Below are 26,709 nucleotides of genomic sequence, written 5' to 3' on the forward strand. Positions count from 1 at the left end.
GTCCCGCGCGAACTCAGAAACCGTGAGCACAGAAAAGAAGGCAGCAGTGTCAGTAGGTCAAGGCCACCCCGAGGGCTCCGAGGAGTTCAGGAAATGGCTGTCGGGTCTCAAACCCGTCACCGGAGCAGACACCATGCTGCGTTTCACGAAAACGCCCGAAGGCTCCATTGACCTGACACACGCCCACCCCTCCGGACTGGCCCAGCTGATGGCCGGACGCCGCACCCGCCTGTCCACCCTGATCCGGGACCGCCAGCAGTACGTCGTCGCGGCCCGGGCCTCGCGCAACCTCCGCTCCAAGATCTTCGAGCTCGCCAACGACCGCGGCATCGACGCCGGCTACCTCTCCGCCGGAACCGTCGTCTGGACCTCCGCCGTCGGCGGCAAGCCGCAGCGCGTGTCCGCGCCGGTCATGCTCACCGCGGTGTCCCTGACCGTCCGCCCCGGCGAGGACGACTACGAACTGCAGCTCACCGAACAGGCCCGGATCAACCCGGCCCTGATCCGGCACCTGAAGACCATCCACGGGATCGTCTTCGACGTCAATGCCGTGACCCGGATGGCCTACAGCACCGCCCGCTATGACCCGCAGCCGGTCCTGGACCGCCTTGGCACCCTGATCCAGCCGATCCACGGCGCCGAGATCGAGCACAACCTCCTGGTCTCGACCTATGCAGACCTCTCCGGGAACCTGGACGACCCCTGGATCAACCAGCACAACCCGCTGGTGGCGGCGCTCGGTCGGGCCGCTGCCGGCAGTCCGGTGGACGTCCCCGTGCTCAAGGACGGGCGCTTCCCGAGCACAGATGAGCGCAGCCCCGCGGACGAGCTCCTGCTGCTCGACGCCGACACGGACCAGCAGTACGTTGTGGACGCCGTCCGCGCCGGCGACTCCCTGGTGGTCAGCAGCCCGCCGGGCACCGGCCAGACCCAGACAGCCATCAACACCATCGGTGCCTTGGTCGACGAAGGCAAAAGCGTCCTCGTGGTCGGCGACCGGCGCGCCAGCCTCGGCGAGCTCTCCGCCCAGCTGGAGGCCCTCGGCCTCGAATCGCTGCTCGTCCAGCTCGCGGGCAACTCCACGCCGCTGCAGCTCAAAGGCCAGCTGGTCCGGGCGATTGTCCGGAACGAGAAGTCTCTGGAACCGCAGCTGAAGAACCTGCACTCCACGCTGACCGAGCACCGGCATGCCCTGAGGGACCACGTCGCGTCGCTGCACAACGTGCGGGCGCGCTGGGGGTGCTCACCGTACGAGGCCATGCAGTCCCTCGCGGCGCTGACCGCCATCCACCCGGCGCCGGCCACCACGGTCCGGCTCAAGCGCAGCGTCCTGGACAGCATCCGCGACCGTGCGGAACTGGCGGGACGGCTCAAGCGAGCCGCCGAGCTGGGCAGCTTCAGCCGCGCCTCGACCATGAGCCCGTGGCACGGCGCCCGGCTGCTGACGCGCAAGGAGACCCAGGAGGCCCAGCAGGTGGCCCGCTCGGTCGCGGAAAAGCTCCCGCAACTGCGCGAACGGATGAACGGCGTCGCCGAGCACGCGGAGATCCGGCTCGGCGGGACCTTTGCCGAGTGGGGTGACCAGATCGACCTGCTGGTCGCGGTCCGCGAGAGCCTGGACAAGTTCACGCCGGACATTTTCGACCGGCCGGTCCACGACCTGATTTCCGCCACCGCCCCGTCGGCGTGGCGGCGCGAGCGGAACATCGACATGCCCTCGATGCAGCGCTCCCGGCTGCGGCGCGTCGCCAAGGAGTACGTCCGGCCCGGTGTGCACATCGCGGACCTGCACAGCTCGCTGGTGCTGGTCCAGGACCAGCGGGCCACCTGGGCCGACTACGCCACCAGCCAGCGGCACCCGGCCGTGCCGTCCGGACTTGCCGAGATCACGGCCCTTTACCGCGAGCTGGAAGCCGAACTGGCGGAGCTCGGGGAGGCCGTCCGTCACACCCGTGCCGGGGGAGCCGTCCACGACACCCCGTACGAGGAACTTCTCGAGCGCCTGGACCGGCTCGTCGCTGACACCGGGACGCTGGAAACGTTGCCGGAGCGGACGCTGCTGGTGGAGAACATGCGCGAACACGGCCTGGGCGAACTGCTCGCCGACCTCGCCAAGCGCGAGGTGCCCGCCGGATCCGTCGCTGCGGAGCTGGAACTGGCCTGGTGGCAGTCCGCGCTGGAGGCCATGATCAGCGGCGACGACTACCTCGCCATGTCCGACGGCGACGCGCTGCGCCAGCTTGAGGCGGAGTACCGCCTCGCGGACAACGCCCACATTGCCAGCGGCGCCGCCCGGCTGCGCTGGAAACTGGCCGAACGCTGGCGTGCCGCCCTGACCGAACACCCCCGGCAGGCGGAGCTGCTGCGCAGCCTGCTCAAGGACGGGCGGGTCACGCCGGCGGCGCTGACCGCACAGTCGCCCGAGCTCGTCCCGAGGCTGGTGCCGGTCTGGTCAGTCAGCCCCTACCTCCTCAGCAGCCTGCTGCCGGCCGAGCAGCATTTCGACGCGGTGGTGATCCTTGACGCCGAGGCGACGTCGCTGCAGGCGGTGCTGCCCGCCGTCGCGCGGTCCCGGCAGGTCATTGCCTTCGGCGACGACAAGATCGCCAGCCCGCGCAGCTTCTCCGTGGGGGTCGAGCGGCTCGCCGCCGGCGAGAACCCGCACCAGCGGGTGGACAGCGCGTTCCAGGCCCTGACCGCCGTGTTGCCGGTCTGGAAACTCAGGACCGTCTACCGCGCCGTCGACGAGGACCTGGTCCGGCAGCTGAGCAAGGGTTTCTACGCCGGCGAGCTCCGCCGTCTTCCCGAGGGCCAGTCGGCAACCGGCCTCGACCGGGCCCTGACCGTGGAATACCTGCCGGACGGGACCGGCCTGCCCAGCGCCGACCACGACGGCGTCGAGTCTGTTGTGGCCGAAGTGAACCGTGTGGTGGAACTGGTCTTCGAGCACGCCCGGCTGCGGCCTCGCACCTCCCTGGCGGTCGTCACCGGCAGCCTGCGGCACGCGGCCCGGATCGGCGAGGCCATCCGGCTGCAGCTGCCCAGCTACCCGCTGCTGGGCAGCTTCTTCACCGCCGGCGAAGAGTCCTTCCGGGTGGTGGACCTGGAACGGGCGCAGGGCCTGGTCCGGGACCGCGTCATCTTCTCGCCCGGTTACGGACGCACCCCGCACGGCCGCGCCCTGCACAGCCTCGGCCCGCTCTCCGCCGACGGCGGCCGCGCCCGGTTCGCCCTGGCCATGACCCGGGCACGGCGGTCCTTGCATGTGCTGAGCTGCTTCCGGCCCGAAGACCTGGACGTCACCCGCCTCAGCCACGGCGCGGTGGACTTCTACGAGCTCCTGGACCGGGAAATCGCGGGCAACTCCGATCTGGGCAGCCCGGCTTCCCGGGCCGCGGCCAGCGAACAGGCCCTCGGCGCCGACCCCCTGGTGGCCGACCTCGGCGACCGGCTCCGGGCCCGCGGGGCGCGGGTCTGGCATCAGTACGACGGTGTCCTGGACATGGTGGCGGCGGCGGACCCGATGCACACGATCGGCCAGGACGACGCCGAGATCCCCAGTCCCGTCGCCATCGAGTCCGACGGCACCGAGCGGTACCGGCGGATGAGCGTACGTGAGCGCAGCCGCCTCCGGCCGCAGCTGCTGGAGCGCATGGGCTGGCGCTACATGCCACTATGGACCATAGAGGTATTCACCGATCCTTCGGCCTGCGCGGACCGGATCGGCGGCTACCTCGGCCTGGAGAAGCCGGTGGCGTCCAGCCGGTTGGGCAGCTCGCCCGGCTTCTCCGACGACATAGAGAACCTGAGCGTCGAGGACGGGCGGCATACCTACGCCCCGTCCGCCCCGGCGCCGCACGGGTGGTCCGCGGACGGTGATCGCGGGCAGGAAACAGCGATTCGCACCAAGGAGGCCGGCGGCATGCACGCAGACGGCGACAACCAGTACAACAACTCCATCCCCGGCGGGGACCGGAATCACGACTCGGCGCCGGACGCCCCGGCCCGGGAAGCAGCGTCCGCGGGCCTGCGGCAGCCGGAGCCGCAGTCCCGGAGCGGGGCACGCGCCGCGGTTCCCGGGGGAGTGCTGCCCAACAAGGCCGCCGAGGACGATCCCCGGCGCTGGGGCGACCAGCCCGGCAGCTACGACCACGACGCCTGGCTGCAGGAGCAGAAGCCCCCGCACTGGGGCTGAGCGGCCAGCACGCTCCGGCTGCACGCGCGCCCTGGAATAAACAGCCCGGGGGCCGGTCATCCCGTTAGCCGGGCGCGGAGCCGACCAGGACAAAGAACAACTTGCCCTGCGTCGATGCCCCGGCGAGCCGTCGGGCCTGGTCCGGATCTGCCGCCACGACCATCAGCCCGTCGGTCTCTGCGGTGTCGAGCCACTGGCCGGTCCTGCCACCCCGGGCCGACGTCCACAGCACCGGCACCGCCGAGGCCAGCAGCTGCGCCGGCGCCCCCTGCTCGGGGCCGCCCCCGCCGGTCATCACAACATTGATGAGCTGGCCGGGGGACACCAGTTGGATGGAGGCGGGGTCAGCCATGCGCAACGGCACAGCGGCGGCCCCCGGTGGGCTGCCGGCCAGCATCCCGGGTCCCACCAGAAGGGAGTCCGCGACGAGCTGGCCTTTCCGCAGCGCCACGGCGAGCTGTTTGCCTTCGAGTGCGAAGGGCTCGAGGGTGCCGCCGGGGAGCAGTCCGGGAGGCACCTGGACGACGGCGAGGTCGACGGACGCCAGCACCCGGCCGGCCGGGAGATCCCTCGCGGCAGCCCAGGCGGAAACAGTCGCTGCCGGTGCAGGCGTCAGTTGCTGCACGGCCAGGCTGGCAGCGAGGCACAACAGGAGGGCAACAATCAGCCGGCGGTTGCGCAGGAGCCAGCGGCGGGCGCGCCGCCTTGGCGGGCCTTTACGGGAGGCGCCGTGCAAGAACGGGCGCGGCGGCCGGGGCCGCGCCGGGAACCAGGGCGGTGCGGGTCCCTGCGGAGGGGGCGGACGTAAGCTGCGGGCCATGCCCCCACGCTAGGGCGGAGCCGTGGCCCGCGGCAGTTCCGGCTGCGGCTATGTGGACAACGTTGTGCGGGAACGCCGGCCGGTGCCGGCTCTAACCGGGCGCCGGCCGGGCGCCGGACCTGACGGGACAGTGCCGGGTACCGGCGTCGACGTCCCTAGCTTGCTGCGGCGGAAGCCGAAGCGGGGGCGGCAGGAGCTGCCGCCGGGGCCACGGTGCTGCCCTTGGAATCGCGGGAGTCGGTCCGGTAAAAGCCGGAGCCCTTGAAGACGACCCCGACGCTGTTGAACTTCTTGCGCAGGGTCCCCTCGCACTCGGGGCAGGACGTCAGCGAGCTGTCCGTGAAGGACTGCACAACCTCGAAGGCGTGGCTGCAGTCCTTGCAAGCGTATGCATACGTGGGCACTGGGTTCCTCCTCTGGGACAAACGAGCAGGTCCCGGGCTGTCGTACCAAAAAGCTGGCATTAGCAGTCGCAGGGCCTGAGTGCCAATTCTATCACCCGGCGGGCGCGGCTAGGGCTGGACGGAGAACCGGACGAGACCTCCGGGTGTCAGTGCCGCGGCAACCTTTCGGTCGAAGGACTCCGCGGGAATGCTGCCGGCGGCCAGCACCTCAGCGTCGTAGACAAGGGCCGCCGTCGGCAACGGCCCGGTCTCGGACACGGGGACGCCCCACGGCAGGTCCTCGAGGGCGGCCAGGAACTTGTCGTAGTAACCGCCGCCCTGGCCGATCCTGTTGCCGGTGCGGTCCAGGGCCGTGGCGGGCAGGAAGAGTCCGGCGACCCCCAGCATCACGGAGGTGTCGAGCCGGTCGCCCACAGGCTCCTGGATGGGGGCGTAGCGGCTGCGGACAAATTCCGACGACGGGGTCCAGTACACCCAGCTCAAAGCGAGTCCGGGCTCGCAGACCGGGAGCAGCACCCGGTGGCCGGCGCCGTGCAGCGCAGCCAGCAGGGGCAGGGTGGGGGGCTCCGCGCCGACGCCGAGGTAGGCCGCGAAAGTGCGCCGCCCGCCGTTGGCCAGGGCCGTTGCCCAGGCCAGGCCGTGCCTGGCCAGGGCTGCGCCGGCGGCCTCCAGGTCCGGCTGCGAGAGTGCGGCCCGGCCGCGCCGGTGACGGGATCGGATCTCGTCCTTGCTGCTCATGTGCGCGGTGTCCTTTCGGCCGGGCGGCGCCGTGCTGCCGGGCGGCCGCGGCAGCCCGGCCGGCGGGGGAGAATTACCTGATGGTTGCCCCCTCCGCTAGATTAGTCGAGTGATTACACCCAACGCCTCCGTTCGTAAGGCCGTCATCCCCGTAGCGGGCCTCGGCACCCGCTTCCTTCCTGCCACCAAGGCGATGCCGAAGGAGATGCTGCCGGTCGTGGACAAGCCGGCCATCCAGTACGTGGTCGAGGAAGCCGTGAACGTGGGGCTCCAAGACGTCCTGATGATCACGGGGCGCAACAAGCGGGCCCTCGAGGACCACTTTGACCGGGTGCCCACGCTGGAGGCGACGCTGGAGGCCAAGGGCGACACCGACAAGCTGGAGTCCATCCAGGCCGCCAGCAACCTGGGCGACATCCACTACGTCCGCCAGGGCGACCCGATGGGCCTGGGCCACGCCGTACTGCGCGCCAAGCAGCACGTCGGCTACGAACCGTTCGCCGTGCTGCTCGGTGACGACCTGATCGATGCCCGCGACGAACTGCTCAGCACCATGATCGAGGTCCAGGCCAAGACCGGCGGCTCCGTCGTCGCCCTGATCGAGGTCGACCCCTCCCAGATCAGCGCCTACGGCTGCGCCGACGTCGAGGCCGTTGAAGGCGAGGACTACGTCCGGATCAAGCAGCTCGTGGAGAAGCCCGACGTCGACGAGGCTCCCTCCAACCTGGCCATCATCGGCCGGTACGTCCTGCACCCCGCCGTGTTCGAGGTCCTGGAGCGGACCAAGCCGGGACGCGGCGGCGAAATCCAGCTCACCGACGCCCTGCAGGAACTCTCCGCCGGCGAGGGGGAGGGCTACGGCGTGTACGGCGTGGTCTTCCGCGGCCGCCGCTACGATACCGGGGACAAGCTCAGCTACCTCAAGGCCTGCGTCCAGCTCGCCTGCGACAGCGAGGACCTGGGCCCCGGCCTGCGCGAATGGCTGCCCGGGTTCGCCTCCAGCCTGACCAAATAATCCCGTGGGGGGCAGCTTCGCCTGGCCGGTGACCCTGGAGTGCGGCGACGTTGTGCTGCGCCCGATCCGGTACCGGGACCGCCGGGAGTGGACTGAACTGCGGGCCAGGAACGAGACGTGGCTTGCCCCCTGGGAAGCCTCCAACCCGGTTCCCGGCGGCGGGCTGCCCGACTACCGGCAAATGGTGCGCTCGCTCAAGGCCCAGGCCGCCCAGGCCACGGCGCTGCCGTTCGTCATTGCGGCGTGGACCCCCGGGTTCAAGGAACCCGTGATCGTAGGACAGCTGACCGTCTCATCGATTGTCTGGGGTTCGGCCATGATGGCCACGCTCGGGTACTGGGTGGATCAGGACCGCGCAGGGCAGGGGATCGCACCGACCGCCGTCGCGATGGCCACGGACTACTGTTTCCGCACCCTGGGGCTGCACCGGATGGAGATCAACATCCGGCCCGAAAACGGTCCGAGCCTGCGGGTCGTGGAGAAACTGGGGTTCCGGGACGAGGGGTACCGGCCGCGTTTCCTGCACATCAACGGGCAGTGGGCGGACCATAGAAGCTTCGCTTTGACCGCAGAGGAAGTACCCGAAGGACTCCTGGCCCGGTGGTTGGAAAACCGTCCCGCCTAGGCGCAGAAAACCACGGTCTGACCAGCACTTTCGTCATATTTCCAGTGATTTCGCAGTTGCCTCGCGACACACCGCCGGCAATGCCGCCCGCGCCGTCGACTTGCTCATACGGTTTTGACTGTGGACTTCCCTCTTAGCAGCTCAGTGATCCTTGTCATTGCTGTTGCACTCTGGATCGTATGGGTGGCTCCCTACATGCTCCGGAACGGCCGCTCCCAACTCCAGCCGGCGGGCGAGCTCCTGATGGACGCCGCGGACGTAGGAAAAGCAGACCCCCGAGCCGGGTTCGTCATGAAGATGGCTGCCCCGCAGGAGAAATCGATGTCGAGTACGCAGCGCCCCGAGCCCGCTCCGGGTTCCATTGACCGCGACGGCGCCCCGAAGCCTGCGGCCCCGGCCTTCCGGATCCGCTACGGCCGGCTGGTGCTTGCCCTGGCAGGCCTGCTCTCTCTGCTGACCGGCGTGGTGTCCGCCGCGCTCCGGCTCTTCGGCGTTGGCTCCGGTTGGCTTCCCGTCTCCACCCTGCTCGGCGCGGTCCTGGCCGTTGTGATGCTCCGCCGGCTTGCCGTGCGCGACCGCCGACGGAAGCTCAACGCCGCGTTCCGTTCCGCCATGGGCACCCCGGCGCACGCCGGCGCCGCAGCCCCGGCCGCCCACCGGGCCGCTTCGGTCCGCTCGGCTCTCCCGGCGAAGGAAAGCCCGCTGTTCGACGCCGAAGCCGGCGCCGCGGCACCCAAGCCCGCCCCCAAACCCCTGACGGCCGACGAACTGCGCCAGGCCGCCCTGGCCGAGGCTGCCGCGTCCGGCGATCCGTCCGTCCGCCGCGTCGCAGATCCGGCCGCCGCGGAGGGCTCCAGCTGGGAGCCCGTTGAAGTGCCGAAGCCGACCTACGTCGAGGCTCCCAAAGCCGAACGCGCCGCTCCGCAGCCGCTGGACCTGCCGGAGGCCCCGAAAGCGGTCGGCAAACCCTCGCTCAAGCAGGCCACCGTCCGGCAGCCCGAGACGGCAGGCCCCGACGCGAAGCCGCTGGGTAAGGGCCAAAGCGCACTCAGCAACCTCGACGACGTACTCCAGCGCCGCCGCGCCTGACACCGACCTTCCCGCCCCGGACAGCCGACAATTCGGCCGTCCGGGGCGTTTTTGTTGCCCGAGGCAGGTAGCCTGAGGCGCATGACGAGAATCTGCGTTGCCGGGGGGACCGGACAGGTGGGCCGCGAACTGGTGCGCCAGGGGGTTGCCGGCGGACACCGGGTGGCCGTGCTCAGCCGCAATCCTCCCGCGCCCGGAACTGCCGGGCACATCGACGGCGCGGAGTACTTCCGCGGCGACGTCACCACGGGCGAGGGGCTGGCCGCGGCGCTGGCCGGCGCCGACGTCGTCGTCGATTGCCTTGAAGGTTTTTCAGGCAAGGCGCTGAAGAACTTCGCCGGCGGCGGGGCGCGGCTGCTGGCCGCCGCGCAGGACGCGGGCGTGCAGAGGGCGGTGATGCTTTCGATCGTCAACTGCGACCTGAGCAGCGCCGGCTACTACCGGTCCAAGGCGGCCAAGGAAACGGTCTACGAACACTCCGGTCTCGAGACCTTGGTGCTCCGCGCCACCCAGTTCCATTCCCTGCTGGCGCGCGTCTTCGCCGCCGGCGCCAGGGTGCGGCTGGTGCCCGTGGTGAAAGGCGCCAGGTTCCAGCCGATCGCCCACGCCGAGGTGGCCGCCGCCCTGCTGGACGCGGCGCTGGAAGCCCCTTCGGGCGTCCGGCACCGGGTCCGGACCATCGGGGGCCCGGAGATCGTGGACATGCGCCAGCTGGCACGTTCCTGGCAGCGGGCCACGGGTGCGCGCGGCCGCCTGGTGGAGTTTCCCCTGCCCGGGGCGATGGGCAGATACCTGCGGGCCGGCCTGAACCTGGTGCCCGAAGAACGACACGGCGCGCAGACATTCGAGGGCTGGCTGGCAATGCACGCGGATAGTTTGTAGCCTAGGAACGTTGATGGCGCCGTTCCCCTGAGGGAGCGGCGTTGTTGCGGGGCTATAGCTCAGTTGGTAGAGCGCTTCGTTCGCATCGAAGAGGTCAGGAGTTCGAATCTCCTTAGCTCCACAAAGAAAGCCCTTCGGCCCGCGGGAATCCCGGGCTGGAGGGCTTTTGCCGATAAGGGCCGAGCCGGAGATTCCGGATGGATGCCGATGATGGGCCGCGGCGGCCACCGCAACTTTCTCTGGAACATGTGGTGAGGCAGCCGCAGCCCGATCCGAAAAACGGGAGGGCCTTGGGGCCCTCCCGTTATGTGGATGCGGATTCCCCGTACTGCTGACTTACGGGGCGCTTGTGAGCTGTCTAGGTCACGGGTGGAAGAGCTCCTCGAAGGTGCCCGATGTCGTGGGCGAGCAGGTGTTGGCCAGGCAGCCAAGGTGCCACATGTGCTCAATGGTGGAGAGCAGGGTGTAGTGGTCGGAGAGCTGGTTGGTTGCCTTGTGCGGTCCCTCGGCTGAGTTGATCACGATCGTGGGTGCGTGGCCCCCGCCGAGGACGGCGCCGTTCTGCCCGACCGGGCTGCCCGGGCCGCCGGTGGATCCGGAGTAGTCGTTCTCGTCCCAGGCCAGGACGATGCTGGACTTGGATGTCTTCCAGGTTGGCGAGTCCATGATCTGCTGGACGGTCTGATTGACATAGCTGTCGCCGAGCTGAATCGCGCCGTGGTCAAGGCCGGAGTCCGGGTAACCGCACTTGGGCTGGTCGACCAGGGCCGCCCCCGAGGAGGAAACCCCGTGCATGTCGTGGCACTGGTTCGGGCTGATCCAGACAAAGTTCGGCACGTTGCCGCTGGCCAGGTCGTTCTTCAGGTTGTTCTCCTGGGGCACGATGTTTTGCAGGCGCGGGCTGCCCGGGTAATTGATGTTCGAGAAGTACATGAACGGGTTGTGCTTCTGCGCATACAACTTGACCGTCGAGGAGCCGATCGTGGGTGCGTACTCGACCTGGGAGCCGGCGCTGGGAAGGCTTTCCATGTAGGCCTTCCAGCTCAGGCCCTTGTTTTCGAGCTGGTCAACAATGGTCTTGCCCGAGAACATGTGCGGGGTGGCGGAGGCGCTGGCAACCTGTTCCTGGGTGAGGAGACCGGTGGCTCCCGGGTCGCCGGATCCGGGGACGAACTCTTCAGGCGCACAGGTGACGTTGGCGCCGGCTTTGCAGTCGTCCCAGATGCCCTGCGAACTTCCTGAAATGGTGGCCAGGTAGTTGGGCAGGCTCGGGTGGGTCACACCGTGGTAGTTCGTCGCGGTGTTGTAGCGCTGCGCGAGGGTGTTGATGTACGGCGCGTCAGCGGTGTTGCCGATGACCTGGTCGTAGCCGTGGTTTTCCATCATGATGACGAACACATGGTCGGGGCCGTTTTGGCCGTTTCCCTGCGCCGCAGTGTCCGAAGTCGTGTGCGCATCCGCGGGTGCAGCCGCACCGACGGTTGCCAGTCCGGTGAGCGCGACGGCGGCAGCCAGCGCCGTCGCGCCCGCCTTCCGGCTCTTGGGAGTTACCGGCCGAGTTGGGGGTCGCTTGTGAGTTGCCGGGCGTTCTCGAGCCGGCCGGCCAGGACGCGGACGAGCTTTGAGTCCGCGGCGGAGGTGATGGTCAGGTCGTACCAGCCGCCCTGGGTCGGGATGACGACGGTCTCGCTCTGGCCCGGGGTAAGCGAGAGCGTCTGGGTACCAGCGCCGTAGGCGTCCCTGAGGGTGAGGGCGGCACTCGTAGGACCCGTGTTCTCAATCCGGAACTGGGCGTGCGGCGATTTGCCGTCGGTTGTGACCGTGACGCGGACATCCGCGGAGGCGGTGGTTCCGGCGAGCCGCCGGAACCAGCCGGCCGGGCCGTGCATGTGCACGTCGTACTCCGCGCCGAGCGCCCAGGACGCGTCAAGTGAGGCGGCTGCACCGATCGTGTAGGAGTACGGACCCTGCGGCAGCAGGTTGGAACGGACCTGCACGTGTGCCCCCAGGGTGCCCCGGTTCGCCCAGCGGGCGGTCAGCTTGCCGCCTTCGATCTTCGTCTCGACCTCGAGGGCGTAGCCGAGCGGACGCGACGGACGCGTTCCCTTCTCCTGCGACGGCATCGAATTGGTCGCCGGAGGGGTCGGAACGTAGCTGGGGTGCCGCTGGTGGTCGGCCGGCTTGTACGCCGACGTGTCCGGCATGGCTGGCGCCGCGCCGGCGGCTGCGGAAAAGTCGAACGCACTGGTGAGGTCGCCGCTGACCGCGCGGCGCCAGGGTGTGATGTTTGGCGAGGCCACTCCGAAGCGGGCTTCAAGGAAGCGGACAATCGAGGTGTGGTCAAAGGTTTCGGAGCAGACCCAGCCGCCCATGCTCCAGGGCGAGAGGACAATCATTGGCACGCGGACCCCGAGGCCAAAGTGGCCCGGGGTGTCTTTGCTGCCGTAGAAGGTGGGGCTGCCGTCGTACCACTCTCCGGCCGTCGAGACCGTGGATCCGCCCGGAATCTGGGGGGTGTTCGGGTGCGGCGGAACGACGTGGTCGAAGAATCCGTCGTTTTCGTCGTACATGAACAGCACCGCCGTCTTGCTCCACACCTCCGGGTTCGAGGTGAGAATGTCCAGGATGTTGGCGGCGTACCAGGCGCCGAAGTTCGGCGGCCAGTTCGAGTGTTCCGTGTAGGCTTCGGGGGCCACGATGTAGGACACCTGCGGCAGTGTTCCCGACGTCACGTCTTTGCGGAGGATGCTGAAGAGGTCGTCTCCGGCCTTGGCGTTCGTGCCGGTGCGGGCCTTCTCGTACAACGGCGAGCCGGGCTTCGCGTCCTGGTACTGCTTGAAGTACAGGAGCGAATTGTCCCCGTAGTTGCCGATGTACGCGTCGTCGGTCCAGCCCTCGTAGTGCGCCGGATCGAGGCCCTCGCCGATGTCCTGGTAGATCTTCCACGAGACTCCGGCCTTCTCGAGTTCCTCGGGGTAAGTGCTCCACCAGTACCCTTTTTCCTCGTTCCACAGGTCAGGACCGCCGCCCTTCCGGTCCGGGTCGTCCCCGCCGGCAAACATGTAGTAGCGGTTGGGGTCCGTCGGGCCGAGAACCGAGCAGTGGTACTGGTCGCAGATCGTGAACGCGTCGGCAAGGGCGAAATGGAACGGGATGTCCTGGCGAGCGTAGTAGGCCATGGTCGCATCGGATTTCGCCGGCAGCCACTTGTCGTACTTACCGTCATTGAACGCCTCGTGGGTCATCTTCCACGAGTGGTCCAGGTCCTCCATGAACTGCAGGCTCAGGTTCGGCGCGTCCGGATGGAACGGAGTAATGTCGCGGGTGGCGTTGGCCTGATGGAACGCGTTCTTACCGCTCGGGAGGACGGCGGGGTGCGGATCCGAAAACCCGCGCACACCCTTCAACGTACCGAAATAATGGTCGAAAGCGCGGTTCTCCTGCATAAAGATCACCACGTGCTCAACGTCCTTGAGCGATCCGGTGGCCCTGTTGGCCGGGATTGAGGCAGCGCGTGCAACGCTTTGGCCGAGCAATTCGGCGATCGCGGTGCTGGCAGCACCAGCGCCCGCGAGCTGAAGGAAACGTCTACGTTCGAGACCGGGCATGAACTGCTCCTAAGATTTGATGTGCAGGCCCCCTGTGGCAGTGTGCCAGCACTGGGTGAAGCTCCGGTGTAGCCGCGGTTAAATATCGGCGGCCCCAGCACGTCGGAACGCTGTACCCCCTGGCCGTCGACGGAGGACCTGGTAATCAAGATGGCGGGCATGCTCCTCCCCGTCACGCGCGCCCGGCAGGAGCGCGCCGGGCATCAGGTCCAGCAGGCCCGGCGGCCTAGCTGCCTAGCCTCACTGGCTGGTGGCTTGGCAGGTCTGTTCGTTGGCCGTCTGGGAGACCGCTCCGCCGGCATCCGACGCTGGGGCTGACGGCTTGGCGCCGGCGGTGAAGTCCTGGCCGGCGTAGAGTTGAACGCCGTGGACGCCGGCTACCTGCTGGACGCTCGACGGCGGCAGGCCGAACAGTGCAGCGACGTCGGAGGCGACATCGGCGAAGCCGGCGCCGTAGTAGACCATGGTTTGCGGCCGCGGCTGGGCCTGAATCCGGGCCAGTTTGGTGAACCCGGCCCCAGTGAGGAGCGCCCCGATCTCGCTGCTCCTGCCGGGCAGGTTGGTGCCGTTGGCGAGGGTGACCGGCTGAAGGGCCTTGTTATAGGCCGGTGCCGCGGGCGCGCTGGACGCCTCGGCCGCTGCTTCCGACGACGGCGCAGGCTGGGACAGGTCGGGGCTGCGGCGCAGGGCAGCAAAGAGATTTGACGCGGCGGGTTCGTCCAGGCTCAGCCGGTTGGGATCGGACGCGGCGGGCACGGTCGGGGCGGTGATGAAGTTAACCTTGGCCGGGTCGATGTTCTTGAGCCGGCCGGCCAGGGTCAGCATGGTCGGGACGGAGGCCAGTCCGTCGTCGACCGTGAGGTTCTGGGTCATGGTGTCGGCAATGCCGAGGACCTTTTGGGGATCGCCCAGGGTGCCGTCGGCCTTGAGTTTCCTGGTCAGCGAAGCCAGGAAGGACTGCTGGGCTTTGATCCGGCCAAGGTCCCCGCCGTTGGCGAACGCGTGGCGGGTCCGCAGGAAAGCCAGGGCCTGCTCGCCCTGCACCTGGGAGGTGCCCTTGGGTAGACGGAGGCCGGAATCGGGGTCGTTGACGGCGGAAGCGACGCAGACGTCAACGCCGCCGACTGTGTTGGAGAGTTCCTTCACGGCGTTGAAGTCGGCCATCATGAAGTGGTCCACTTCGAGCCCTGTGAGCTTGTTCACCGTGTCCACGGCACAGCCAATTCCGGCCTCTGCCATGGCGCTGTTGATCATGGCCCCGGGACGGGCCGCATGATCCTTGTTGGTCGCGCGGTCGCGGCAGGCCGGGACGTCCACCAGCAGGTCCCGGGGGAAGCTGACGACGTTGACGTGGTTGTTGTCCGCCGAGATGTCCAGCAGCATCATCACATCGGATTGACCGTAGCCCGAGGAATCGGCCGCGGACCCGTACTGTCCGTTCTTGCCGCTGCGTGTGTCGCTGCCCAGGACGAGGATTTGCAGCCGGTCTTTGCTGTCATCGACGGGACCTTCGGTCCGCACACCACCGGCGCCAAGGGCCGAGGTGCTGATGTTGGACTGGAGCCGCCAAAGCCAGTAGCCGCCGAACGCGACAACAGCGACCAGGAACGCTACAGCCACGACGCCGGAGACTTTTAGCCAGCGCGGACGCCGCCGGCCATGATGATTAAGGCTGCTTTCAACCAAAGTGCCATGCCCGGGGTACGGGGCGGGCGTGCCGGTTTCCCGGCCCGGCAAATCGTTACGCAATGTGGCTACCTCTCCGGGGACGCACGGACCCAGCCATGGTACTGGCTGTTGCTGGGAAGCCAGCCAGCAACACCGTATGCGGGGCGTCCGCATTGTCGAGGCACAGCGAAGGGCGCACCATTTTTGTGGTGCGCCCTTCGGCTAGGTGCAGACTAGTCCTTTTTGAAGGCGTCCTTGACCTTCTCGCCGGCCTGCTTCAAGTCACCTTTGGTCTGGTCAGCTTTGCCTTCGGCGCGAAGGCTCTCGTCGCCCGTGGCGCTTCCGGCGGCTTCCTTGCCCTTGCCGCCAGCTTTCTCGGCAGCGTTCTGAATCTTGTCACCTAGTCCCATGCTGTTTCCTCCTCAGGTTGGCGGCCAATCGATCCGACCGCAACCTCATCATAAGCATGCTTACTGTGAAGACTTCAAGTAGCAATTGGTCGAAACAAGTTCGGATCCGCGTTGAACGGCCCCGAAAGCCCGGATGGTCTGGCAGGCGGTGCGCGGATGTCATTTTTGCCAAGGACTTCCGCAGGAATTCCCACTTCGCCGGAAACCCCGCCTTCCGTTCGGTAACGTTGCGCGCGGCTGGCTGTGCGGCACCGTCCGCCAGCCTCAATATACGCACTCTGGAAGGACCACCCCTTGGCAGGAATCTTCACTTGGCTCAGCGCCCTCGGCACGGCGGGCAAGGCCACTGTTGTCGCCGCCGTCGTAGTTACGGGCGGTGCGGGCGCCGCCATGGCTGCCACCGCGACCGAACTCATCTCCGACCCGACCGCTACCGTCACCCCGGACCCGACGGCGACCGCCACGACGCCGGCGCCGACGGCGACCACTCCGGCCCCGGCCCCGACGGCGACCACTCCGGCCCCGGCCCCGACGGCGACGACTCCGGCCCCGGCCCCGACCGAGACCACCCCGGCGCCGGCACCCACCGAGACGACTCCTGCGCCGGCGCCCACCGAAACCGCGCCGGCCGAGGACGAGGCCGACGAAGCCGATTCCGACGCCAAGGGCGATTCCTCGGAAGCCGGCAACAGCGCCTGGGCCCACGAGAACGCCGCTGCGCACCGCGCGGCCGGCCTCGCCAACGCCGCCGAGCACCGCAGCGAGCACGCCGCCACCCCGGCAGAGCCTTCCTACGGCGCAAAGGACACCACGTCGGAACCCGCTCCTGCGCCCGCCGTCGCACCGAAGGCCGCACACGAGAAGTCAGGCAAGTCCGGCAAGTAGCCCCCTGCCCGGAAAGCCCTGCACCGACCCCGTGAAAACGGCGCAGTGCAGGGCTTTTTTGTTGCTCCCGGCAGCGTCCCGCGCCCGTGCCCGGACGTCCCAGTGTCCGGCCGCTGCGCCGATACCGGATAGTCTGAAGCGAGGCTTCCGCAAGCCTCCCCGCCCGCCGGGCAGGATTCCTTGAGAGGACAGCATTAGTGAGCCTGATCCGGCTGCATGACGTCAGCGTCCGCTTCGACAACACCCAGATCCTCCGCGAGGCCTTCTTTCGGCTCGAACCCGGGGACCGGGTGGGCCTGATCGGCAAGAACGGATCCGGCAAGACCACCATCCTGAAGCTGATCCTCGACCAGGTGGCCCCGGACACCGGCACGGTCAGCATCGAGCTCGGGACCAGGGTGGGCTACTTCTCCCAGTTCTCCGAGCTGAACGGCGACTCGACCATCACCGAGGTCCTCGACGGCCTGTTCGGCGAGATCAAGGCCGTGGAGGCCGAACTGGCCGCCATCGACGCCGCCATCGCCGGGGACCCCGCCGCCGACGAGCTGGACCGGCTGATCGTGCGGCAGGCCGCACTCTTCGAGGACATGGACCGGCTGGACGGCTGGGACTACCCACGCCGCATCGACACCGTGCTGACCACCCTGGGGTTCGACGACGCCCACCGCCACTGTGCGATTGATGCGCTCTCCGGCGGCTGGCGCAACCGGGCGGCGCTGGCGAAAATCCTGCTCGAGGGACCGGACGTGCTGTTGCTCGACGAGCCCACCAACTTCCTCGACGTCGCCGGCGTCGAATGGCTGGAAAACTGGTTCCGCGACTTCAAGGGAGCGGCCGTGATCGTCTCACACGACCGGACGTTCCTGGACGCAGTCGTCACCCGGATCATCGAGGTGGAGAACTACCACCTGCACGAATACCCCGGAAACTTCGGCGAATACATCATCCAGAAACAGTTCCGGCTCAAGACCCTCGAGCAGCAGTTCGTGCACGAATCCGAACTGCTCGCCTTTGAAGCCGAGGGGATCGCCGACCGCCGCGAAGCCGCCAAGGCCGCCGGCCGCGGGCTGGGCAACCAGCTGGCCAAAATCAAGAAGTCCCGCATGCCCCGTCCCGTGGACCAGATCGTCACCGAGATCTACGGCGGGCTGCACGTCAAGGACGTGCTCTGCCGGGTGCAGGGGCTGGGCAAGGCCTATGGCGACAAGCTCCTGTTCGAGGACCTGAGCTTCGAAATCCGCAAGGGCAACCGGATCGCGGTGCTCGGCGCCAACGGCAGCGGCAAATCCACCCTGCTGAAGGTCCTGACCGGCGAGGAGCAGGCCGACGCCGGCGAGGTGGCGTGGGCCAAGGGCCCTGGCTTCGTGTCCTACAACCGGATGCTGGACGAGCTCGACGACGGCGACACCGTCTCGCACGCGGTCAACGCGCTGCCGGACAGCCTGGCGTTCAGCGCCACGAAGAAGTCCGTCAACCGCTTCCTGGCGATGTTCCAGTTCTCCGAAGCGGACCTCAAGCAGAAGATCGGCAACCTCTCCGGCGGCCAGAAGGCGCGCGTGGCCATGGCCCAGTGCCTGCTCTCCGGCGCCTCGGTGCTGCTGCTCGACGAACCCACCAACCACCTGGACCTCTCCAGCACCCAGGTGATGGAACGGGCGTTGCTGCATTTCCCCGGCGCCGTCGTGGTGGTCAGCCATGACCGGTTCTTTACCGAGAAGATCGCCACCCGCCAGCTCATCTTCGGCGCCGCCGGTGCCGGCCCCGGCGAGGTCGGGCAGCGGGCCGCCTAGGCCGCGGGATAACGCGGGATAATAGGACCATGGCCGAACAGCGGCGCGAACACGGGCCTGATCCGTGGGAGGAATTCGACCGGCTCCCGCCGGCCGCGCAGGACCGCGTGGGTGGTCACCCGGGCGGGGAGCCGCTGGGCTTTGGCTTCCGGACGGGCGTGCGCAGCGCCCGGGTGGCCTTCGGCTTCGCCGTCTACGCCCTCGTCCTCGGCAGTGTGCTGGTCGCGCTCGGGGCGATCTACTTCATCGGCCACGCGCAGTGGCTCTGGCTCGGACTGATGGGCTTGATCGAGGCCTGCTTCGTCCTGGCTTTCCTGCGTCTTGTGGCGCTGGCCCGCAACCGCCGCGGGACGCGCTGAGCCCTGAGCTGTTCCCGGCCCGGTGTAGCTGCCCTGCCCTGCGCCGCCGTCGCGCGCGCCGGCGCGGTGGAACGGCTTAGCGCCGCCGCCGGTGCCGGGAGGTGACGGCCAGATAGCCGCCGAGGGCGCCGACCCCGCCCAGGCCGGCAGTGACGAGGGCTTTTGGCCAGCCCCGCCAGCGCTCCGGCTGGACGGACACGAGTTCCCCCACGGCGCCGATCAGGGCGGCCGTGATCAGTCCTGCCACAATCCGGTTGCCGGTCCGTTCGGCTTTGTCCAGCAGCCGGTCCAGCTCGTCTGCCCGGAAGTGGACGTCCAGCCCGCCACGTTCGAGCACCTCGAGCAGCCGGCGCGCCATCTCCGGCGCCTCCGTCCCGAACTGCAGCGCCTCCCAGCCGAGCTTTTTCAACCGCGATGCCAGCGCCTCGGGGGACAGCGAGCCGAGGAGGATCCTGCGCGTGAACGGTGCCAGCCGGGCGGTCAGCTCGAACTCCGGATTGAGCTGCTTGCCGAGTCCGTCCGCCATGATCAGCATCTTCACCAGCAGGGCGGTCTCGCGCGGCAGCCGGAGCCGGTGGTCGCGCAGCAGCCCGGCCAGCTCGGTCAGCACCGGGACGATCGGCACCTGGGCGAGCGGACGGCCGGCGTAGCGGCCTACCAGGCGGCCCAGTGACGCCTGCAGGCCGCTTGCGTCCGCGGCCTCCGTCGCCCCGCAGAGCTGCACCATGGCAGTGGTGAGGCGGCCGGCGTCCTGTTCGACGACGGCCAGCAGCACCCGGACCAGGTTCCACCGTGCCGTGTCGCTGATCTGCCCCACCATGCCGAAGTCGATGATGCCGAGGCGCCCGTCGGGTTCCACCAAGAAGTTCCCCGGGTGGGGGTCGGCGTGGAAGAAGCCGTCCTCGAACACCATCTTGAGTAGGATGTTGCAGGCCGTGACGGCGAGGCCGCCGGCGTCGATCCCCGCGGCGCGCAGGGCCTCGACGTCGTTGATCTTGATGCCGCGGACACGCTCAAGGGTCAGGACACGCGAAGTGGTGGTGTCCCAGAAGACTCGGGGGATGTGGACGCGGCTGTCGCCGGCGAAGTTTTCGGCGAACTGCTCGGCGTTCTGGGCCTCCTGCAGGTAGTCCAGCTCCGCCCGCATAGTCTGGGAGAATTCGTCCACCAGCGCGGAAACGTGGTAGCCGGCGATCGTCCCCGAGGCCTGTTCGGCCCGTTTGGCGAGTTCGGCCATGATCTCCAGGTCCTCGTTGACCTGTGCCACGACGCCGGGGCGCCGGACCTTGACAACGACGTCGTCGCTGCCGCCGCCGGGCGCTTGAACCGTTGACTCGTGGACCTGGCCGATGGAGCCGGTGGCGAGCGGAACGTCCTGCAGGTCCGCGAGCAGCCGGTCCGCGCGGGGCCCGAGCTCCTCGGCGAGGACCGCGCGGATCTGCCCGGCGGGAACGGGCGGGGAGGCGTCCTGGAGCTTGGCCAGTTCGGCGGCGTATTCCGGCGGGAGCACATCCGTGCGGGTGGAGACGATCTGGCCGAACTTGATGTAGACCGCGCCCAGGTCCTCGAGCGTCAGCCGGATCCGGGCCGGCAGCGGCACGCCGCTGGGTCCGGCACGCAGCGGTGCGGGGCGGCCGGGCAGGTGCAGCCGGTCCAGGCCCAGATGGCCCACCGCGAACCCCAGCCCGTGCCTGCTCAAGGTCTCCACGATGTGCCGGAACCGGTCCCGCCGCGCGCTCATGACGCCAGACTACACGGGGCGCCGGGTCCGGCTAGAGCCAGCCCTTGCGCTTGAAGATGCCGTACATGAGGGCCGCGGTGGCCGCCATCAGGCCGATCGCCATCGGGTAGCCGTAGGTCCAGTGCAGCTCGGGCATGTTGTCGAAGTTCATGCCGTACACGCCGGCCACAAAGGACGGCGCGAAGAAGATGGCGGCCCAGGAGGAGATCTTCTTGACCTGCTCATTTTGTTCCGCGCTGGCCTCGTTCTGGCGGTTGGCGGTCAGGGTGCCGTCCAGGGTGAGCGCATTCTGCAACAGCTCGCGGAAGGAGTCGGCGCGCGAGATCAGCCGCTCCACGTGGTCCTCGACGTCGCGCAGGCTGTGCTGCAGCTCCGTGTCCACCTCGTACTTCTCGAATCCGCGCCGGAGGTGCGCCATCATGGCCGGCAGCGGGTGGATGGCACGCTGGAAGTGGATGACCTCGCGGGCGAGTTCGTAGATGCGCCGGGACACCAGCGGATCGCCGCTGAAGAGCTGGTCCTCAATCTCGTCGATGTCGTTCTCCAGCCCGGCCACGACCGGGCCGTAGTCGTCCACCACCTGGTCCATCAGGGCGTAGAGGACGGCTTCGGGGCCGTGGCACAGCAGGTCCGGGCGTTGCTCCAGCCGGCGCCGGACGAGGCCGACGACGGCCGTTTCGGCGTGCCGGACCGTCACCACGAAGTTGCGGCCCGTGAAGACGTGCAGTTCGCCGAACTCCACGGTTTCGGTGTCGTCCAGGTACCGGGCCGGCCGGAGCACGGTGAACAGATTGTCGTCGTAGCGTTCCAGCTTGGGCCGCTGGTGCGCGGAGATCGCGTCTTCCACCGCCAGGCCGTGCAGGCCGAATTCCGCGGCGACGGCGGCCATTTCCTCTTCGGTAGGGCGGTACAGGCCGATCCAGGCCATGCCGCCGTGTTCGGTCAGGGTCTCGACGGTCTGTTCCAGGCTGCTCGGCTCGGCGCGGCGCACGCCGTCGACGTAGACGGCGTTGTCAATGATAGTCACCGGCTCATTATCCAGTCTCTAGCTCGGTTCCGCGGCACCGGCCCGGCGCGACGCGGACCGGCCGGGTGCCAGTGCGCTGCCCTGGGCCAGCCGGCTGATCAGCGGCTCGGTGCGGTAGGGAATGTGGGTGTGCAGGGCGAGCACGGTTTCGGTGCGGATCACGCCCTTGATCCGCAGGATGGACCGCAGCGCGGACTGAAGGTTGTGGGTGTCGGTGGCGACCACCCGGCACCAGACGTCGCCGCGGCCGGAGATTTCGTGGACCTCGAGGACCTGCGGGATGAGGCGCAGCGCGCCCACCACGCCGTCGAGTTCGCGGTGGTTCACCTCGATCGTGACGAAGGCGACGACGTCGTAGCCCACCGCCTCCAGGTCGATTTCCCGGCCGCCGTCGTGCAGCAGGCCCGAGCGCAGCATCCGGCGCACCCGCGACTGGGCGGTGTTTCGGGCGATGCCCAGGACATCGCTGAGTTCGCCGATCTGGATGCGCGGATCCTTGATCAGTTCGAGCAGAATCTTCAGGTCGGTAGGGTCCAGGCTGTTCAAATCGTCACTCCGGTTCATGTTGACAGGTTGCGATTGATGGTTTTGTTCAATTTTGGCACAGAACTTGGCCTGAAAGTTCATCGGTGCCGCACTCTGGAAGTATCAAACTTCACCGGGCCGGCGCCTCCCTACAGGGAGCATGTGCGGCCCGCTTCGATGCAGCAGGGGCACCGCCATGACCGTCTTCAGCGAATTTCGCATGCGCCCGGCCACGGCAGAACGCTGGGGCTGGGACGCTTCCGTCACCGCGCGGCTGGTGATGGCCGGCGTCGTGATTTTCACGCTCCTGGTGGGCGCTAACCTCGCGACCCCGCTGTATCCGCTGCTGCAGGCCAAGCTCGGCATCTCGGCCCTGGATGTTACGGTCGCCTTCTCCGCCTACGTGCTGGCGCTCGTGGCCACGCTGATCCTCGCCGGGCACTGGTCGGACCACATCGGCCGCCGTGCCGCGCTGCTGCTGGCCGTGCTGGTGGGCCTCGCCGGCGGCTTCGTCTTTGCCAATGCGGACAGCCTGCTGGCGCTGTGTGCGGGCCGCGCGCTGCAGGGGGCCGCCGTGGCGCTGGCCACCGGCGCCAGTTCCGCCGCCCTGCGCGAGCTGCTGCCCAGCCGGCCCGAGTGGGCCTCAAGGTTCACGCTGCTGGCCTCCGCCGGCGGCGTGGCGGCCGGGCCGGCGATCGGCGGAATGCTCTCCGTCCTCCCCGGCCCCACCTCCACGCCGTACTACCTGCACTCCGTTGTCCTGCTGGCGCTGCTGGTGCCGCTCTACCTGCTCAAGGCCCGGCCCGCCATCACCTCGGTCGCAGGCCCGCAGCCGCTGAAGGTCCTCGCGCCCCGCCGCCCCTCCGTCTCCAGCGACGCCCGCGGCGCGTTCTGGCTGGCCTCGGCCGTAGGGTTCCTCAGCTTCGCCGTCTTCGGCTTCTGCCTCTCACTGGCCCCGGGCTATTTCGCCCAGATCGTCCACGCGGACTCCCGTCCCCTGATCGGGCTCCTCGCCGGGCTGACCCTGGCAGCCTCGGCGCTGAGCCAGCTCCTTGCCGTGCGCGGCCGCTTTGTGGTGCCCGCCGGGCTGTCCCTGCTGGCCGTGTCCGTGCTGCTCATCGCTGCGGCCGCGGCGATCAGCAGCCCGTGGCTGCTGATTGCGGCCAGCATTACCGCGGGGCTCGGCCAGGGCGTCTCCTTCCGCACCGTGTTCAACGATGTGGCGGGGAAGGTGGAGGCGTCCCGGCACGCCCAGATCATCAGCACCGTGTACGTGATTACCTACCTAGGCAGTGCCTTCCCGGTGATCGGGCTCGGCCTGGCCGCCGGCGCCGTCGGCCTGCAGACGGCCGTGGCAGGCTTCGTTGGGCTCTGCGCCGTCGTTGCCCTTGGCCTCGCGGCGCTCACGCTGCGGAACACCCTGCGGACGCAGGCCTGAGGGCCCCTGGACTAGAGTGCGCGGGCCTGGCGCCGTCCGCGGTTAGCTGTACTGAGCTAAGCCCACCCGCCGGGGCGAACAATGGGCACGTCCCACCGGGCCGGCAGGGGGAATGGGCATGTCCGTCGGTCGGCCGGGGGACATGTCCGGTGCAGGGCTCGAGCAATGGACATAGTGCCGGTATGTCCACCCTCCGGCACGAAGAATGGGCATGTCCCACCTGACCGGCCCGAGGAATGGGCATGTCCCACCTGACCGGCATCGGAACCACACCCGTCACCCGGGTGCAACCAACGCCGGGCCCGCACGCGGCTAGTCCGGCAGCGGTCCGTGGTTGCCCTGAATGTGGTCGAACACCAGGGTGGTCTCGGTGTGGCCCACCACCGGATCCGTCGCCAGGTTGTCCAGCACCCAGTCGCGCAGGTCCTCGGTGGTGGCGACGGCGATATGCAGCAGGTAATCCACCGAGCCCGAGGTATGGAAGGTGGAAAGCACGGCGGGCAGTTTGGGCACGCGGGCGGTGAAACGGTCGATCTGTTCGCGGTCGTGGGCACGCAGCCGGACCGCGATCAGCGCCTGCACCGAGCGGCCGACGGCGGCGAGGCTGAGTTTGGCTTCAAAGCCCTGGATGATCCCGCGCTCGGACAACGCCCGGGTGCGCATCAAGGCCGTGGACGGGGCAATCCCCACCAGTTCGGCCAGGTGTTTATTGGAGATCCGGGCATCGGCGACCAGTGCGGCGAGCAGGCGCTCGTCAATGGCGTCCAGGGGTTCGCTGATGCCGGTTCCGGGCCGAACATTCTTCGTGGGGCTGCTCACGGATCCTCCTTGATGTGGTGTGAGTTCATCATAAACGGCACTTTCCGGCAGTTCCATTCACATCCTCTATAAAAGTCCGAATTAGTGCCAGATACTTACCGCATTCAACGGTGAATATTCAAAGGAGTACGGTGCTTTCTCAAGACTCGCTGGCGGTCCATGCCGGCCGGAACGGACTCACGGAACTCGGCGTCCACGCAGTCCCGATCGATCTCTCCACCACGGCCCCGCTGCCCTCGGTCCACGACGGCGGCCTCGCGTACGAACAGATGGCCACCGGCGGCCCGCACCTGGACGGCCAGAGCACGGTCTACCAGCGGCTGTGGAATCCGACCGTCGCCCGCTTCGAGGAGGGCGTCGCACTGCTCGAGGCCACGGAAGAAGCCGTCGCTTTTGCCACCGGCATGGCCGCCCTGAGCGCGGTGCTGCTCGCTGTCGTCGCTGGCGGGAAGAAGCACGTGGTGGCGGTCCGCCCGCTCTACGGCGGCAGCGACCACCTGCTGGCCTCCGGAGTGCTGGGGACCGAGGTCACCTTCACGACCCCCGAGGGGATCTGCGCGGCAATGCGCCCCGACACGGGACTGGTCATCCTGGAAACCCCAGCCAACCCGAGCCTGGAGCTCGTGGACATTGCCGCCGCTGCCGCCGCCGCGGACGGGGTGCCGCTGCTGGTGGACAACACCTTCGCCACCCCTATTCTCCAGCAGCCCTACCGGCACGGGGCTGCCATGGTGCTGCACAGCGCCACCAAGTTCTTTGGCGGCCACGGCGACGCGATGGGCGGCGTCGTCGCCGCCTCCCCGGAGTGGGCCGTCCGCCTGCGCCAGATCCGCGCCATCACCGGCGGCATCCTGACGCCCTGGCCTGCCTACCTGCTGCACCGCGGGCTGGCCACGCTGCCGGTCCGGGTGCGGGCGCAGCAGGCCGGCGCCGAGAAGGTCGCGGCCGCCCTGTCCGGGCACGAGCTGATCCGCCGGGTCTACTTCCCGGGCCTGCCGGAGTGCGATCCGCGGGGCCTGGTCGGAACGCAGATGGCGGGCCCCGGTTCCCTGCTGGCGTTTGAACTGGCCAGCGCCGAGCACGCCGAACGTGTCCCGGCCGCCGTCAGCATGATCACCCATGCCGTCTCGCTCGGCGGCATCGATACCCTCATCCAGCACCCCGCGGGGCTGACCCACCGGCCGGTGGCCGCAGAGGCCAAGCCGCACGCCAGCCTGCTGCGGCTGTCCGTAGGACTGGAGGATCCGGCCGACATCGTGGCGGACCTGGTCCAGGCCCTCGAGGCAACCCGCTAGCGCGCCGCCGTCCCCGCCGGGGCTGAGCCCGCTGCCGCGGCGGGATGCACGACGGCGGTGATTACCGCCGTCGTGCAGGCCAGCCCCATCACCGCTAGGGCAAGGGCCGCCCAGCCCAGGGACTGGAAGAGCAAGCCGCCGGCCCAGCCGATGACGCTCGAGCCCAGGTAGTACGCGAGGTTGTACAGCGAGGCGGCCTGCGCGCGGCCGGTGCTGGCGATCACGCCGGTCCAGCCGGAGCCGATGCTGTGGGCGGCAAAGAAGCCGCCGGTGAACAGGAGTAGGCCCACCAGGATCAGGCCCAGCAGCTGGGTCAGGGTCAGCGCCAGGCCGGCCACCATCAACACGGTGCCGGCCACCAGCACATTGCGCCGGCCGAAGCGCACGGTCAGGCCGGCGGCCCAGCGGGCGGAGACGGTGCCGGAGAGGTAGGCCAAGAAGATCAGGCTGATCAGGCTGGCCGGCAGGCTGAACGGCTCGCCGGAGAGCCGGAAGCCGAGGTAGTTGTAGACCGCCACAAAGCCCCCCATCAGCAGGAACGCCTGGACGTAGATGGCCAGCAGCCGCGGGTTCCGGGCATGGCCGGACAGCGTCGAGAGCGCGCCGCGGAAACCGGCGGCGGCAGCGGCGGTGAAGTTCCGGGCCGGCGGCACCAGGACCAGGAACAGGACGGCCGCGGCCGTGGCCATGACGGAAACCGCCAGCGCCGCGGCCCGCCAGCCCCACAGTTCACCGACCGGGCCGGCGACGAGCCGGCCCGCCAGCCCGCCGAGCGTGGTGCCGGCGACGTAGGTGCCGGCGGCCAGTGCGGCATGAGCCTTGTTGACCTCCTCGTTGAGGTAGGCGATGGCGATGGCCGGGATGCCGCCCAAGGCCATGCCCTCAGCCATCCGCAGGCCCAGCAGGACCGGAAAGCTCGGTGCCAGCGGGGCCAGCAGCCCCAGCACCGTGGCCACGGAGATGCCCCAGGCCATGGCACGGACCCGGCCGATCCGGTCGGCGAGGAAGGACCACGGGAGCACGGTCAGGGCCAGGCCCACGGTGGCCAGCGAGATGGTCAGCGCCGCCTCAGCCGCCGTCACCTGCAGCTCGCCGGCGATGAGCGGCAGCACGGCCTGGGTGGAATAGAGCTGGGCGAAGGTGGCGACGCCGGCGAAGGCGAGGCCAGCGAGGATCCGGCGGTAGGCCGCCGATCCCTTGGGATGGCCCGCCCACCCGGGGCTGCCGGCGAGTGCCGCCGCCCCGGCACTGGCTGCGGCGGGGGAGGGGCTGAGCGGGAGGCGGGGCATTCCACCAGACTAGGCGTCGGAAAGACATGCTTCCAATGCATGTTTTCTATAGGATCAATAGCAAATTTGGAACGATTGAGGAGCTGG

22 protein-coding genes and 1 tRNA gene are annotated in these 26,709 nt (G+C 68.8%); 11 read left to right on the plus strand and 12 right to left on the minus strand.

The features are described 5' to 3' along the window. The first annotated feature begins 46 nt into the window (after positions 1 to 46). Entirely contained in the window at positions 47 to 4,195 is a 4,149-nt protein-coding gene (locus AC6I9V_RS12670) for an AAA family ATPase (protein ID WP_497899673.1), read from the plus strand. A gap of 64 nt (positions 4,196 to 4,259) precedes the next feature. On the opposite strand, the gene AC6I9V_RS12675 is transcribed toward AC6I9V_RS12670, so the two are convergent. From AC6I9V_RS12675 to AC6I9V_RS12685, 3 genes are all read right to left on the minus strand, one after another. Beyond that, the gene (locus AC6I9V_RS12675; protein ID WP_497899674.1) at positions 4,260 to 5,015 is read right to left on the minus strand and encodes an RcpC/CpaB family pilus assembly protein; all 756 of its coding nucleotides are present in this window, start codon (positions 5,013 to 5,015) and stop codon (positions 4,260 to 4,262) included. 155 nt (positions 5,016 to 5,170) lie between these two features. Continuing rightward, positions 5,171 to 5,419 (minus strand): FmdB family zinc ribbon protein, encoded by a 249-nt coding sequence (locus tag AC6I9V_RS12680; protein WP_497899675.1) that lies wholly within the window; start codon positions 5,417 to 5,419, stop codon positions 5,171 to 5,173. A 108-nt stretch (positions 5,420 to 5,527) separates the two neighbouring features. Next, complete coding sequence (locus tag AC6I9V_RS12685; RefSeq protein ID WP_497899676.1) at positions 5,528 to 6,157, minus strand: 5-formyltetrahydrofolate cyclo-ligase; 630 nt, start codon at positions 6,155 to 6,157, stop codon at positions 5,528 to 5,530. 109 nt (positions 6,158 to 6,266) lie between these two features. On the opposite strand from AC6I9V_RS12685, the gene galU reads away from it, so the two are divergent. The 5 genes from galU to AC6I9V_RS12710 all read left to right on the plus strand — a co-directional run bounded on the left by galU (position 6,267) and on the right by AC6I9V_RS12710 (position 9,889). After that, positions 6,267 to 7,172, plus strand: coding sequence for a UTP--glucose-1-phosphate uridylyltransferase GalU (gene galU, locus AC6I9V_RS12690; RefSeq protein WP_349412948.1), 906 nt, complete (start codon positions 6,267 to 6,269; stop codon positions 7,170 to 7,172). A gap of 4 nt (positions 7,173 to 7,176) precedes the next feature. Continuing rightward, on the plus strand, positions 7,177 to 7,797 hold the full coding sequence (locus AC6I9V_RS12695) for a GNAT family N-acetyltransferase (RefSeq protein ID WP_497899677.1): 621 nt from the start codon (positions 7,177 to 7,179) through the stop codon (positions 7,795 to 7,797). Positions 7,798 to 7,941: 144 nt separating this feature from the next. Then, on the plus strand, positions 7,942 to 8,886 hold the full coding sequence (locus AC6I9V_RS12700) for a hypothetical protein (RefSeq protein WP_497899678.1): 945 nt from the start codon (positions 7,942 to 7,944) through the stop codon (positions 8,884 to 8,886). A gap of 81 nt (positions 8,887 to 8,967) precedes the next feature. Beyond that, on the plus strand, positions 8,968 to 9,768 hold the full coding sequence (locus tag AC6I9V_RS12705; protein ID WP_497899679.1) for an SDR family oxidoreductase: 801 nt from the start codon (positions 8,968 to 8,970) through the stop codon (positions 9,766 to 9,768). 48 nt (positions 9,769 to 9,816) lie between these two features. Continuing rightward, positions 9,817 to 9,889 (plus strand) — tRNA-Ala (locus tag AC6I9V_RS12710). 242 nt (positions 9,890 to 10,131) lie between these two features. Here the strand turns inward: AC6I9V_RS12710 and AC6I9V_RS12715 are convergent. From AC6I9V_RS12715 to AC6I9V_RS12730, 4 genes are all read right to left on the minus strand, one after another. After that, positions 10,132 to 11,154: an alkaline phosphatase family protein gene (locus AC6I9V_RS12715; RefSeq protein ID WP_497899680.1), complete on the minus strand. Its 1,023-nt coding sequence runs from the start codon at positions 11,152 to 11,154 to the stop codon at positions 10,132 to 10,134. Between the two features lie 161 nt (positions 11,155 to 11,315). Next, entirely contained in the window at positions 11,316 to 13,376 is a 2,061-nt protein-coding gene (locus tag AC6I9V_RS12720) for a phosphocholine-specific phospholipase C (protein ID WP_497899681.1), read from the minus strand. A gap of 240 nt (positions 13,377 to 13,616) precedes the next feature. Next, entirely contained in the window at positions 13,617 to 15,125 is a 1,509-nt protein-coding gene (locus tag AC6I9V_RS12725; RefSeq protein ID WP_497899682.1) for an LCP family protein, read from the minus strand. A gap of 152 nt (positions 15,126 to 15,277) precedes the next feature. Beyond that, on the minus strand, positions 15,278 to 15,454 hold the full coding sequence (locus AC6I9V_RS12730; RefSeq protein ID WP_138768652.1) for a CsbD family protein: 177 nt from the start codon (positions 15,452 to 15,454) through the stop codon (positions 15,278 to 15,280). A 294-nt stretch (positions 15,455 to 15,748) separates the two neighbouring features. Between AC6I9V_RS12730 and AC6I9V_RS12735 the strand changes: the two genes are divergently transcribed. The 3 genes from AC6I9V_RS12735 to AC6I9V_RS12745 all read left to right on the plus strand — a co-directional run bounded on the left by AC6I9V_RS12735 (position 15,749) and on the right by AC6I9V_RS12745 (position 18,488). Beyond that, a complete protein-coding gene (locus AC6I9V_RS12735) occupies positions 15,749 to 16,339 on the plus strand; it encodes a hypothetical protein (RefSeq protein WP_497899683.1) in 591 nt (196 codons plus the stop codon). A 197-nt stretch (positions 16,340 to 16,536) separates the two neighbouring features. After that, positions 16,537 to 18,129: an ABC-F family ATP-binding cassette domain-containing protein gene (locus tag AC6I9V_RS12740; protein WP_497899684.1), complete on the plus strand. Its 1,593-nt coding sequence runs from the start codon at positions 16,537 to 16,539 to the stop codon at positions 18,127 to 18,129. Positions 18,130 to 18,158: 29 nt separating this feature from the next. After that, positions 18,159 to 18,488 carry a hypothetical protein gene (locus AC6I9V_RS12745; RefSeq protein ID WP_497899685.1) on the plus strand — a complete coding sequence of 110 codons (330 nt, stop codon included), beginning with the start codon at positions 18,159 to 18,161 and terminating at the stop codon, positions 18,486 to 18,488. A gap of 76 nt (positions 18,489 to 18,564) precedes the next feature. Here the strand turns inward: AC6I9V_RS12745 and AC6I9V_RS12750 are convergent, their stop codons facing one another. Genes AC6I9V_RS12750 through AC6I9V_RS12760 form a run of 3 tightly spaced genes read right to left on the minus strand, consistent with a single transcriptional unit; the run spans position 18,565 to position 21,820 of the window. Then, positions 18,565 to 20,229, minus strand: coding sequence for an ABC1 kinase family protein (locus AC6I9V_RS12750; protein ID WP_497899686.1), 1,665 nt, complete (start codon positions 20,227 to 20,229; stop codon positions 18,565 to 18,567). A gap of 31 nt (positions 20,230 to 20,260) precedes the next feature. Further along, entirely contained in the window at positions 20,261 to 21,256 is a 996-nt protein-coding gene (corA, locus tag AC6I9V_RS12755; protein ID WP_349414691.1) for a magnesium/cobalt transporter CorA, read from the minus strand. An 18-nt stretch (positions 21,257 to 21,274) separates the two neighbouring features. Beyond that, positions 21,275 to 21,820 carry an Lrp/AsnC family transcriptional regulator gene (locus AC6I9V_RS12760; RefSeq protein ID WP_349414692.1) on the minus strand — a complete coding sequence of 182 codons (546 nt, stop codon included), beginning with the start codon at positions 21,818 to 21,820 and terminating at the stop codon, positions 21,275 to 21,277. 157 nt (positions 21,821 to 21,977) lie between these two features. On the opposite strand from AC6I9V_RS12760, the gene AC6I9V_RS12765 reads away from it, so the two are divergent. Then, positions 21,978 to 23,219, plus strand: coding sequence for an MFS transporter (locus tag AC6I9V_RS12765; RefSeq protein ID WP_497899687.1), 1,242 nt, complete (start codon positions 21,978 to 21,980; stop codon positions 23,217 to 23,219). 312 nt (positions 23,220 to 23,531) lie between these two features. On the opposite strand, the gene AC6I9V_RS12770 is transcribed toward AC6I9V_RS12765, so the two are convergent. Next, positions 23,532 to 24,038, minus strand: coding sequence for an Lrp/AsnC family transcriptional regulator (locus AC6I9V_RS12770; protein WP_349414694.1), 507 nt, complete (start codon positions 24,036 to 24,038; stop codon positions 23,532 to 23,534). A 131-nt stretch (positions 24,039 to 24,169) separates the two neighbouring features. On the opposite strand from AC6I9V_RS12770, the gene AC6I9V_RS12775 reads away from it, so the two are divergent. Continuing rightward, positions 24,170 to 25,333, plus strand: a complete 1,164-nt coding sequence (locus tag AC6I9V_RS12775) for a trans-sulfuration enzyme family protein (protein ID WP_497899688.1) — start codon at positions 24,170 to 24,172, stop codon at positions 25,331 to 25,333. On the opposite strand, the gene AC6I9V_RS12780 is transcribed toward AC6I9V_RS12775, so the two are convergent. Beyond that, positions 25,330 to 26,622, minus strand: coding sequence for an MFS transporter (locus AC6I9V_RS12780; protein WP_497899689.1), 1,293 nt, complete (start codon positions 26,620 to 26,622; stop codon positions 25,330 to 25,332). The two genes, AC6I9V_RS12775 and AC6I9V_RS12780, sit on opposite strands and share 4 nt — an antisense overlap. Between the last annotated feature and the right edge of the window lie 87 nt (positions 26,623 to 26,709).

Source organism: Arthrobacter sp. SlRoot2-15, from assembly GCF_059739345.1.